Raw genomic sequence first — 11,435 nt, 5'->3', positions numbered from 1 at the left:
GCGTGTGTTGTCTCGGGCAGCTCCGTGGTGTCGTTCGAGCGGAAGCAGGCATGGGCGTGGCGCAGGAGTCTCGGGGGCGCGGAGATGTGTGTAAGAGAAAGGTGCTTCGCGGTGCTGGTGGCCTGGGCCGGGTGGGCCGAATGGCAGTTTCGCGAGCGGCTGCTGGCACAATTGCCCGACGTCCGCAGCGTTGTGGAAGCTGGCAAGGCCGCCACGCCAGCCGCGCGGGCGGCTCAACTCGATGCCTTCGTGGCGGCGGTCCGGCTCATTGAGCAGGATGCCGCCCGCTCACCGCTTGGCCTCATTCACCATATAGAAATGGTCGATCCCGCTGCAGCAGCGCGCCGTCGCTATGGCGAGGCGGCCGAAGCCTTGGTTGCCGAGCCGCTCGCCGAGGCACTGGCTATTGCGCTTGCCACGGAAGGGGAGGCGAATGCGCTCTACGATTCCCTCCGCGCTTTGTCGACACTGAAAGGGACATCGGACTGGCAGCCCAGGTTTCTGGGGGGCTGGGTCGCCGATCGCGCCGAGAGCTTCCCCGAACTTGCTTTGCTGGCTGAACATGTTGCTGCCATGCCCAAGCCGCAGCCGGGGCTTCCATCTCCCGATCCCGAAACGATCGCCCAGGCGCGGCAATTCGCTGCTGAAGGCTTGGCCAGTGAGCGGGCCTTGCTCGAACTGGCACGTGCCGAAAAGACGGCAGCTGTTCCTCCCTGGTCTCTCAGTCAGGCGGCCCCTGGTCTCGACACGATCTTAATCCACCGGTCGGGCCTGCCGATCGAGCGCGGAGTCCCGGGTCTCTATACGGAGGCTGGATGGAACTATGCGAGGTCGGGCGCCGCCGATGCTATCCGCCGGGCAACGTCCGAAGCCGCAACGCTGCTCCCCTCGGGCGGCACGACGACCACGGAAGCGGTGATGGATCTCCTCCAAAAGCGTACGCTTGAGGTGTGGACGCAGTATCTGGGTGAGCTTCGCGTGAGGCCGTTCACAGACCAACCCACTTCTGTCGTGATCAGCGGTGGGCTGAGCGCACGCAACTCGCCGCTCTCGGCGCTTATCCGCGAGGCATGGCGTCAGTCCGGCGGGACCGACCGGAGCCGAAGCCACGCCAACCAGCTTCGAGTCGCAACGGCATTGGGTCCGGCCATCCAGTTCGTGGAGCAGGGCCGGATGTCGGAAATTTCGCAGCTCTTTGTCTCGCTGAACGTGGCTCTCTCCGTCCTCGATGCGGATGCGGAGATCGGCAAGAAATCCCTCATGGACGCACAGGAGCGCGCCAACTCGATCGTTGCCTTGCAGCAAGCCCCGCTGCTGGTTGTGCAGATCGTCGAGGACGTGATCTCTCAGACGGCTACCCCAAAAGTGCCGGAGGTTGCTGCGGATCATGTCCCAAAGCAGGCGACCTCGGCACCGCAGCCTGCACAGTCATCACAATCACCTTGGGGTTCTCAGGTTGCGGCCGCCTGCCAGGCCGCCGTAAGCGGCCATTATCCATTCTTTGATGGACCTGATGCGGACATGGCCGAAGTCGCGCGGATCTTCGCGCCGAACGGCACCATAGAAAGGTATTTCCGGGCGCAACTGGCACATTTGATGGACACGTCGACGACACCGTGGCGATGGAAGCCGGAAGCGCGACTTTCAGGCTATTCACCCGGAAGCGCGGCCTTTCTCCAAAAGGCGGTTGCCGTTGGCGAGGCCCTTTTTCAAAAGGGAGCCTCGCCCGACATCCCGATTGTGCTGGAGGCTCTTGCCCAACGAGGAGCCGCGACTGTCTCGATCGGCGGCGCTCATGCCCCGGTCATCACTTCCGGGGAGTCGGTCACATTGAACTGGCCGGGAGCCTCGCCCGCGCAAGGCTTTGAGATATCCTTCAATACTGGTCCTGGGCTCGAGAAGAAGAGCGCACGCGGTCCATGGGGCCTGTTGCGGTTTTTGGATGGGTCGCGCTTGCGGCCCCGCGAGGCCGGCCGACGGTTCCTGATCGATGTCCGTGCCAAGAGCGCGCGCGCCTATCTTCAGATGTCCTTCGCAGGAGCTGCCAACCCGGTGTCGGTACGCTCACTGATGCGCGGCTTGACCTGTCCATTCACGCTCTGAATGCAATATTCGAATTTTTGCACATAATACCCGCGCGGTTGGGGCGGGGTCAATTCCTTCGCTTCGCTTGACATGAGGTTTCAGATATCTGGCGATTAATGGAATGTCGTGTCATTCGGCGCGCCAAATCGGCACTCACGAGCAATTTCATTTTAAAGCTTACGTCGAGGAAAAGGGTGTCGGAGAGTTTTTCAACACTATCGGCCCTAAGCGGCCATTAGGATGGGAACCCTCATGATCATTTTACGAGTTTGACCGTCGCAGAAGCGAGTCCGCCACCGGCGGCACCGCGGTCGAAATGAACTGCTCGAGGACTCTGCGCAAATTCAGGCCAACTTTCTGCTCAAGGCCACGCCTTGACCAAATGGACGTTCGATCTCGCCTTCAGTGATCTGGGATCGCGCAAACGCCTAACCGAAAACCGTCAGCATGCTCGCAATATTTCTCTTGGTAATGTCGGAAGGGGGAACTCGCGATCGTCTTCTAGTGCCAGCTTATGTAAACAGTGGCAAAAAGGAGAGGTGCATGTTGCTGAAAGATCGAAATGCAATTGTTTATGGTGCCAGTGGGGCTGTTGGAGCAGCCGTGGCAAAGGCATTTGCCCGAGAAGGCGCTCGCGTCTTTCTGGCGGCCCGTCATAAGGATCGGTTGGATGCGGTTGCGGACGATATTCGGACGCGGGGTGGAATGGCGGAGGTGAAGCCTGTGGATGCAACGGACAAGCAAGCTGTTGAGGCGCAACTCGCGCTGATCTCCGATAAGGCGGGGCCGGTCAAGATAATGTTCAACGCGATCGATTGGGGCGACACACAAGGTGAGCCACTCGGGACGATTTCATTGGAGAAAGTCCTTCGGCCCGTTCAAACCGGTCTCACAACGTGGTTCTACACCGGAACTGCAGTTGCGGATCATATGGCGCGCAACGGTGGCGGTTCCATCGTCGGTATCAGTGCGAACGCTGGACGCCAAGCTTTCCCGAACGTGGGCGGGTTTGGAATTGCCTGTGCTGCCGTCGAGCATTTTTTGCGACAGTTAGCAGTAGAGAACGGGCCCTTAGGAGTGAGGGTCACGTGGGTTCGTTCGCCGGGCTCCCCAGACTCTCCCGGCGTTCGCGACGTTTGGTCGATGGCTGCGCGTGAGCGTGGTATGACTTTCGATGAAATCCATAAAGAGTTCGCCAAGGATACCCCGTTGCGGCGTGTGACGCCGCTCGCGCAAATAGCTGACGCGGCGGTACTCCTGGCCAGCGACTTGGCGGCCGGCATGACAGCCACGATGGCCAATGCGACAGGAGGCGCACAGATCGACTGAATTGCTGCTCGCGTATCGGGACTCGTAGACACAGTGTGGACAGTCAGTACGATAGCTTCCCACGCCCGAGCGCGAAAATGATGACTCTTTTCAGCTCATTCGAACGTCCTTGTCGCGACTGCCTTTGCGCGGTTTGGATCCAATGAGGAAAAGAACATGGATTTGGATGGAAAACGAATAGTTGTCGTCGGTGGTAGCCGCGGGTTGGGCTTCGGAATGGCCGAGGCGTTTGTAGCGCGCGCAGCTAAAGTGACCGTCGTGGCTCGCGACGCGACGACTTTGCAAGCGCTGGGCGAGCAACTAGCCGTCACGACTGTGTCTGCTGACGCGCCCAGTATCGACGCCGCGAACAGGATCATGTCAGAGACACGACCTGATGTCGTCATCATGAATGCTGGTGCGGAACCGCCCATGGAACGTATCGACCGCGTTAGCTGGGAGGCGTTCACGACCAACTGGAACGTCGACGTGAAGGCCGCCCTGCATTGGGTCCAGGCTGCTTTGACGTTGCCGATGGCGTCGGGCGGGCTGGTCGTTCTCGTTTCCAGCGGAGCCGCGGTGCAGGGCTCGCCGCTATCGGGAGGTTATGCAGGAGCAAAACGGGCGCAGTGGTTCATTGCAAAATATGCTGAGGGCTTGTCGACCCAGCTCGGCCTGGGCCTGCGTTTCCGGGTCATCGTTCCCCGGCAGATGTTCACAGGAACGGGCGTGGGCAACGCCGGAATCTCCGGCTATGCTGCGGCGGCGGGCCGGACATACGCCGAACAGGCCGCTACCTGGCCGGACATGACACCGCGTGGCTTTGGCGATACGGTAGCCGAACTGATCGGCAAGACGGCGCTAGAAGAGGCTATGATCTACGCCGTGCGTGGAGACACCGGCGTGACGGTCATCGAATGATGGATGAAGTTGCGCTCGAAGCAGAAGCGAAGAACACACTGTACGCGGTGCTGGCCAAGGAGGCGGATGCAGTTCGCCCGGAACTGCATCGCTATGCCGCCCGATTGGTCGGCTCGGTGATCGACGGTGAGGACGTAATACAGGACGCGTTAGTCAGTGCGTTCGCGATGGTCGGCTCGATCTCGTCGGGCACGCCGCTGCGACCCTGGCTGTTTCGCATTGTTCACAATCGCGCCATTGATGCGCTGCGCCAGCGAAGTACCCGCCGGTCGGAGCCGCTGGAGACGGCCTTTGATTTAGCTGATGTCAGTGCTGTTGATCCAGAGGATGCACTGAGTCGGCAGGAAACGGTGCGGATCGCCTTGGCTCACTTTGCTAAATTGCCGGTGCCGCAGCGTAGCGCGGTGATCCTCAAGGATGTGCTGGGAGAGTCCATCGCAGACATCTCCGCGCTATTGGGCCTGAGTACCGATGCTGTCAAAGCCCATCTCTCACGTGGTCGGGCAGGATTGCGATCCATCTCCGAGTCAGAGTCCGAAGTTCCGCTGTCCCCAAGTGCCGAGGTTCTGAATTTCGCAGCGCTCTTCAACGCGAGGGATTGGACGGCTCTGCGCAGGCTGCTTGCCGAGGATGTTCGGCTTCGTCAGGCACGACGGCCGCAGGTCTCCGGTGCGGCGAACGTTGGCCGATTCTTTTCCTATTATGCGGATTATCCGCGGGTTTGGATCGAGCCGGCTTGTCTGGAGGGCAGGGAAATAGTGCTGGTCTCGGCTGCGCCGTCCGCTGCTCCTGCTTACTTCATGCTGCTTGAATGGAGGGACCAAAAGATAACACTGATCCGCGACCATCGATATGCGACCTACGTCATGGAGGGCGCGGCTGTGACGCGGGCCGCATCGCAACGCGAATATTAGGCCTGGCGGTCTCATGGCTCGTGTTGGCGCACAGATGTCGTCGCGTCAAACCAATGCGATGGCCGCTTTCGGTCCGAGGCAACAACTGCCGATCGGCATGGTCGATTTGACTGGGAAAGGCGGAGTCGTCGATTGTTCCACCACGACGATCAAGTCATGCAAGCAAGCTTGCCCTTCCATCTGCCGTGATTTCGAACTTAACCGGACGGCCGGTTTTTTTGCTGGACGACCATGCCCGAGTTCGAATTTCCGTTCCTGTCAGGTTAGACTCTGAACTATATGGTTCATTATGTAAGCTCTTCCCTCGATCTCTCGTTTGCGGCGCTGTGCGATGCGACCCGCCGCGGGATCATCGATCAGCTTGGGCGAGGGGACGCGTTGATCACCAGTCTCGCGGATACGTTCCAGATGACGCTGACCGGCATGAAGAAGCACATCCAGGTTCTCGAGCGAGCGGGGCTCGTCGTCACGCAGAAGGTCGGACGGGTGAGAACCTGCAAGCTTGGGAAACGCGGCCTCAAGGCGGAGGCCGAGTGGATCGAGGCACATCGCAAGCTCTTCGAGGCCCGCTTCGAAGCACTGGACGAAATTATCAGCGAAATGAAACAGGAGGGAAGCGATGAATCAGCAAGTTAACAGTGCAGCTGGTGCGCAGAACAGCACGTCAGTCGAGCGTAGAGGGGATCGCGAGCTCGTCGTAACGCGGACATTCAATGCGCCGCCGAGCACGGTTTACAGGGCGTGGAGCCAGCCCGAGCTGTTCCAGCGCTGGTGGGTGCCAAAATCGGCATCCGGCGTTTCGCTCGTATCGTGCGATATGGACGTCCGTACCGGCGGCAAATATCGGCTGGAATTCGGCGCCGGCGGTTCGGACACCATGGCCTTCTACGGCAAGTATCTCGAGGTGGTGCCGAACGAGCGCATCGTCTGGACCAACGACGAGGGCGAAGAAGGCGCGGTCACGACCGTGACCTTCGAGGACCAGGGCGGGAAGACGCGGCTGAATTTCCACGAAGTCTATCCGTCCAAGGAGGCGCTTGAGGAAGCACTACATGGCTCGGCGGCCGCATTGCCGGAGCAGCTGGAGCAGCTCGACGAATTGCTATAGGCGAGTGGCGCGGGTCGGGAAACTCGCCTCGGGGGAACGTCTGCTCTTGGGAAGTGGCTCGACCGGCCCTTCAGGCCGCTAATCTCGTATATGATGACGCCCGTATGTTCGGTATTGCCCAACAAATGCGGAAACTCTGTGAGGAAATAATGCCCACGGCCCAAGAAGGCTGTCTGCCACGATCGCAGCAAGCGCCGGCGCGAAAGCACATGAACTGATGGCTCGTTATGGCTGGGCCACGACGCAACATGCCGAGATTTATACCAAGGGCGCCGATCGCGCGCGCCTAGCTGTAAGTCTTCACGCCTTGTCGCAGAACAAATCGAGGCCGCCAAAACCCCACCTTATTCCCGGTGCGGGAACGAGCAGAAAAGAAAAACAAAGGCATTTTAAGGGAATGGTGGGCGATGAGAGACTCGAACTCCCGACATCCTCGGTGTAAACGAGGCGCTCTACCAACTGAGCTAATCGCCCCTCGATGCCGCAGCATCCAGCGTGAAGGCTCTCTATCGATATCGGCGCAGAACTGCAAGACCATTGGCGGGTTTTTTCGCCAAAATTTTTGAACCGGCAATCATCACCTCGTGTGCATCACGGGCACGCTCAGATTATTGTGAACCGCCAAGGGCAGGTCCCTTGTCTCGCAAGCTTTCGTAATGCCGGGCTTGCGTATAGAGATGGGCTGCGTCGCGGCACATTCTGGTGTTGTGTCGCGACTAACAAATCATTCCGCACTGGAGCACAGAGTGAAAACGCGCGAAGAGCGGCTGCGTCTGAGGAGCAGCACACCTCGAACAAGACTTGATTTTGTCCATACCGAAGGCGCCAAACTGCTGCCTGATCGCAATGAACTCCTCTATCGTCTGCCCAATCATGCAGTTGCAGCCGAGATTGGCGTCGCTGAAGGAGAGTTCACGTCTGAAATACTCAAGCGGAACCGCCCCGAAAAACTTTTCCTGATCGATCCATGGGGGATGGATCGTTACTCCGCCGGCATGGCGACGGTGAGCGAGAAATATGCCGGCGAGATAAAAGGGGGAACGGTGGTGATCCGGCAGGGCACGTCGCTTGAAGCCCTCAGCACGTTTGACGATGGTTTTTTCGACTGGGTTTATATCGACACCGATCATTCCTTCGAACTCACCTGGAAGGAGTTGGTCCTGTCAAACAGCAAGGTCAATCGCGGCGGACGAATTGCCGGCCACGATTTTTGTACCGGTAACACCGTAAAGCCGATCGTCTACGGCGTCGTGGAAGCCGTCAACAAGTTCTGCGCGGAATGCGGATGGCGCTTCGAATACCTGACGCTGGATCCGGATGCGCATTTTTCCTTTTGCCTGCAGCGCCTCTGATGTACCAGCCGTAAGTCACGGGGCGTGTGCCCGCTGCTGCCGCACCCGGAAAATGCCGGCCATGGCAATCGTCAGCAAGAGCGCGGCAGTGGCGATAAGCAACAAGCCGCCGGCGGCGCGATAGACGACGACGCCCACGATCCCGCCGAAGAGGAACGCAAGGATGGTTTGGACATGTAAAAGGAGCTTGGCGCGGTCATACTGCGCCTCGCTGGCTCGCTCCCGTCCGCGCAGGATGTCAAATGCCATCCCAAGCTCTATGCCGACATCGGTCGCCATTCCCGATATATGGGTGGTCCTTACCCGAGCGTTGGAAATGCGGGTGACGACTGCGTTTTGAAGGCCCATGAGAAAGGCAAGGCCGATCACCAGAACCGGTGCCCGCCATTCTCCAAGCAGCCAAAGGTCGGCACAGCCGAGTACCGCAAGCAATATCGCCTCGGTCAGGATGCTGTAGGCGTAGATGGCATGTATGTTGCGTCTGCGGCCGGCATTGATGAGCAGCGTCGAGACGGTGGCGCCCATTATGAATGTGACGATGATCGCAAGGTAGAACAGGGCGGAAATCCACGCGCCGACGGCAATGTGGTCGGAAAATGTGGAGATGTTTCCGGTCATGTTCGCAGAAAAGAAGCCGACCGCGTAAAAGGCGGCCGCGTTGAGCGCGCCAGCGATCGCTGCAAGGCAAGAGGCGAGCTTCCTGTCAATCTGTTCGTTGCGTTCGTGCCCCTGGCGGATCAGCATGGTCTGTCTTCAACGTGGCGGGATTGGGTCAATGCTTAGAAAAAAAGGTCAATGGGACGTTAATCCTCGATGCGGTCGAGCTTTTTGGCGGTCGCCGAGAGCAGAGGAATCTGCACAACCCAGTTCTATCGCCCGAAACCTGAACGTCAACAGGGTCGACATCTCGACTTTTCGACGGGCGCATTTGCCTCTCCATGCCGGATGTTGCCGGTTTTATCGTCGCGCGAGTTCTTCATTTCACCTTACGGGCGTAAAATAGAACATCAATTCTATGGATTAAGACATGAAAACCGTATCCTTCGGCTATGTTTCATCCGAGGGAAATAGACATGAGCTTCAAAAATTTGGGCGCAGCCGCATTGATCGGGGCATTGTCGTTGACGATTTCTGCTTCCGTGGGCATTGCGGAAGATGCGGCCAAGCCGGTTACCGGCGGCACGCTGATCTATCTCGAGCAGCAGGCGCACACCAATCTTTATCCTCCGGCCGGCGGTTTTTATCCGAATGGCGGCGTGCTCAATCAGATTACGGATAAATTGACTTATCAGAATCCGAAGACGCTCGAGATCGAGCCCTGGATCGCGCAATCCTGGACGGTGAACGAGAATGCGACGGAATATACTTTCCGGTTGCGCGCAGGTGTGACTTTCTCGGACGGATCGCCGCTCGATGCGAACGCGGTTGCGAAAAACTACGATACGTTCGGTCTCGGTAACAAAGCGTTGAAGCAGCCGGTTTCGGAAGTCATCAACAATTACGACCATTCCGAAGTTATCGACCCGCTCACCATAAAATTCTACTTCAAAAGGCCATCGCCGGGATTTCTGCAGGGAACGTCGGTTATCGGCTCCGGCCTAGTTTCGCTGGCGACGCTGGCTTTGCCGTTCGAACAGCTCGGGGATGCAACGAAGATCATTGGCTCGGGCCCCTTTGTCGTCGAAAGCGAAACGCTCGGCAAGGAGCTTTCGCTGAAGGCGCGCCAAGACTACAACTGGGGTCCTCCAAAGTTTAAACATCAGGGCCGCGCCTACCTCGACGGGATCAAATTTGTCATCACCGGGGAGGACAGCGTGCGGATCGGCGCGCTGCTGTCCGGCCAGGCGGATTTCATCCGCCAAGTGCAGGCCTATGACGAAGAGCAGGTCGAAAGCCAGGGTTATAAGATCTACGCGCCGCCCACGCGCGGCGTGAACAACAGCGTCGTCTTCCGCCCAGACAACCCGCTCGTTGCCGATCTGCGCGTCCGACGGGCGCTGCTGCATGGCACGAACACGCAGGAGATCGTGTCGACGCTTTTTTCCGTGAACTATCCCCAGGCAAAATCGATCATCGCTTCGACGGCGCAGGGCTATGTCGATCTGTCCTCGAAGCTTGCCTACGATCCTGCCGAAGCCGCAAAGCTGCTCGACGATGCCGGCTGGAAGGCCGGCGCCAATGGCGTGCGTGCGAAAGACGGCCAGCCACTTATCTTGACAGCCTATGAATCGCCACCGCAGCCCCAGAACAAGGCAACGCTACAGCTTGTCGCGCAGCAATGGGCGAAGCTCGGCGTGACGCTCAATGTTCTTGCAGGCGATGCCGGCAGCAAGACGGTCGATGATCTCGATCCGGACAAGACGCCCGTTTCGCCGGCGATGGTGGGCCGCGCCGATCCCGACGTCATCAAGAGCCAGTACTATCCGAAGAATCGCGACGTTCTTCGCCAGAAGGGCGGGTTGAGCGACAAGGTGAAGTCCTTTGCGGACGGCAGGCTGAACGGCCTGCTTGAGCAGCTTTCGTCAGAACCCGATCCTGCGAAGCGCCTGACGATTGCCGGCGAGGTTCAGAACTACGTGATCGATCAGGCCTATGCAATCCCGATTTTTGAAGAGCCGCAGGCCTTTGCCGGCGCACCTTATGTGCAAGGGGTAGCCTTCGAGGCGGTCGGCCGCCCGAGCTTCTACAGCATCTGGCTTGCTGAACACTAACCGGGCGAAAGCCCGGCAAGAGCCGCGCTAGTTCCGCTGAGACGGAGTTTACCATGGCAAGATATGTTCTTTCACGCACAGGGCAGGCGCTTCTGGTGCTATGGGCCGCCTTCACGATTTCTTTCGTGCTGCTGCAGGCGATGCCCGGCGACGCGGTGCTGATCAAATTTCAGAACCCGGAATACGGCCTCGGCCCGGAACAGCTGGCCGATATTCGTGCAGCCTACGCAGCAGACGGGTCTCTGGCGTCGCAATATCTCCAAACAATCGGCAACTTCCTGACAGGCAATTTCGGCTATTCGCTGCAGCGCGGCGTCGCCGTCAGCGCGCAGCTTGCGGTCAACCTGCCCTCGACCATCCAGCTTGCAGGGCTCGGCTTTGCCACCGCTTTGATCCTGGCGGTCATTCTTGCGATCTTTTGCAATATTCCGGGCCTCGGCCGGCTTCGTTCATTCATTCATTCTATCCCTTCGCTGTTCGTCTCTGTGCCCACGTTCTGGCTCGGCATCATGCTGATCCAGATATTCTCGTTCCGGCTGAAACTCGTGCCGGTGATCAATCCCGGGCCATGGGAGGGACTGATCCTTCCCGTCCTGACCGTTGCCGTTCCGATTTCCGCACCGATGGCGCAACTCCTGCTTCGCAACGTCGATGAGGTCCTTACGCGTCCCTTCGTGGCTGTTGTGCGCGCCAAGGGTGCATCGCATTACTGGGTGTTGTGGCGCCATGTCGCAAGGAACGCATCGCTGCCAGTACTGACGGTGGCTGGTGTGCTCTTCGGCGAACTCCTGGCCGGTGCCGTCGTGACCGAAGCCGTCTTTGGCCTCAACGGAATCGGCGGCCTCGCCGAACAGGCAGTGACCTCCCAGGATGTCGCGGTTTTGCAGGCGATCGTCGTCATATCTGCAGCCACCTTCGTCGCCATAAACCTTGCGATCGATCTGCTCTATCCCGTGCTCGATCCGCGACTGAAAACCAAACTGGGGACCGCGACATGACCCGGGCGGAAAAGGCTAAAGTCCACCTCGGAAGCAAA

At 59.0% G+C, this 11,435-nt stretch carries 10 protein-coding genes and 1 tRNA gene; 9 read left to right on the top strand and 2 right to left on the bottom strand.

Going from position 1 to position 11,435, the window contains the following annotated elements:
* The 6 genes from C9413_RS19175 to C9413_RS19150 all read left to right on the top strand — a co-directional run.
* Positions 1-2,103: ImcF-related family protein (locus C9413_RS19175; protein WP_170250766.1), on the top strand; the 2,103-nt coding region annotated here is incomplete at its 5' end.
* 525 nt (positions 2,104-2,628) lie between these two features.
* A complete protein-coding gene (locus C9413_RS19170) occupies positions 2,629-3,414 on the top strand; it encodes an SDR family oxidoreductase (RefSeq protein WP_040116605.1) in 786 nt (261 codons plus the stop codon).
* 156 nt (positions 3,415-3,570) lie between these two features.
* Positions 3,571-4,314 carry an SDR family NAD(P)-dependent oxidoreductase gene (locus C9413_RS19165; protein WP_170250765.1) on the top strand — a complete coding sequence of 248 codons (744 nt, stop codon included), beginning with the start codon at positions 3,571-3,573 and terminating at the stop codon, positions 4,312-4,314.
* Entirely contained in the window at positions 4,311-5,228 is a 918-nt protein-coding gene (locus C9413_RS19160) for an RNA polymerase sigma factor (protein WP_040115633.1), read from the top strand. Before C9413_RS19165 ends, C9413_RS19160 begins: the two co-directional genes overlap by 4 nt.
* A gap of 279 nt (positions 5,229-5,507) precedes the next feature.
* Complete coding sequence (locus tag C9413_RS19155) at positions 5,508-5,864, top strand: helix-turn-helix domain-containing protein (protein WP_040115632.1); 357 nt, start codon at positions 5,508-5,510, stop codon at positions 5,862-5,864.
* Positions 5,848-6,336, top strand: coding sequence for an SRPBCC family protein (locus tag C9413_RS19150; protein ID WP_040115631.1), 489 nt, complete (start codon positions 5,848-5,850; stop codon positions 6,334-6,336). Before C9413_RS19155 ends, C9413_RS19150 begins: the two co-directional genes overlap by 17 nt.
* A 398-nt stretch (positions 6,337-6,734) precedes the next feature.
* On the opposite strand, the gene C9413_RS19145 is transcribed toward C9413_RS19150, so the two are convergent.
* Positions 6,735-6,810: transfer RNA gene (locus C9413_RS19145), tRNA-Val, on the bottom strand.
* Between the two features lie 272 nt (positions 6,811-7,082).
* Here C9413_RS19145 and C9413_RS19140 point away from each other — a divergent pair.
* On the top strand, positions 7,083-7,688 hold the full coding sequence (locus tag C9413_RS19140) for a class I SAM-dependent methyltransferase (RefSeq protein WP_040115630.1): 606 nt from the start codon (positions 7,083-7,085) through the stop codon (positions 7,686-7,688).
* A gap of 15 nt (positions 7,689-7,703) precedes the next feature.
* On the opposite strand, the gene C9413_RS19135 is transcribed toward C9413_RS19140, so the two are convergent.
* Entirely contained in the window at positions 7,704-8,432 is a 729-nt protein-coding gene (locus C9413_RS19135; protein ID WP_040115629.1) for a YoaK family protein, read from the bottom strand.
* A 329-nt stretch (positions 8,433-8,761) separates the two neighbouring features.
* Between C9413_RS19135 and C9413_RS19130 the strand changes: the two genes are divergently transcribed.
* Both C9413_RS19130 and C9413_RS19125 read left to right on the top strand, forming a co-directional pair.
* Positions 8,762-10,399 (top strand): TIGR04028 family ABC transporter substrate-binding protein, encoded by a 1,638-nt coding sequence (locus tag C9413_RS19130; protein WP_040115628.1) that lies wholly within the window; start codon positions 8,762-8,764, stop codon positions 10,397-10,399.
* Between the two features lie 53 nt (positions 10,400-10,452).
* Complete coding sequence (locus C9413_RS19125; protein ID WP_170250764.1) at positions 10,453-11,397, top strand: ABC transporter permease; 945 nt, start codon at positions 10,453-10,455, stop codon at positions 11,395-11,397.
* Positions 11,398-11,435: the final 38 nt, after the last annotated feature.

Source organism: Rhizobium sp. SEMIA 4085 (assembly GCF_013004495.1).
GTDB classification, from domain to species: Bacteria; Pseudomonadota; Alphaproteobacteria; order Rhizobiales; family Rhizobiaceae; genus Rhizobium; species Rhizobium gallicum.
Note: the sequence above shows the minus strand (reverse complement) of the source record. Positions and strands in the feature narration are given on the sequence as shown.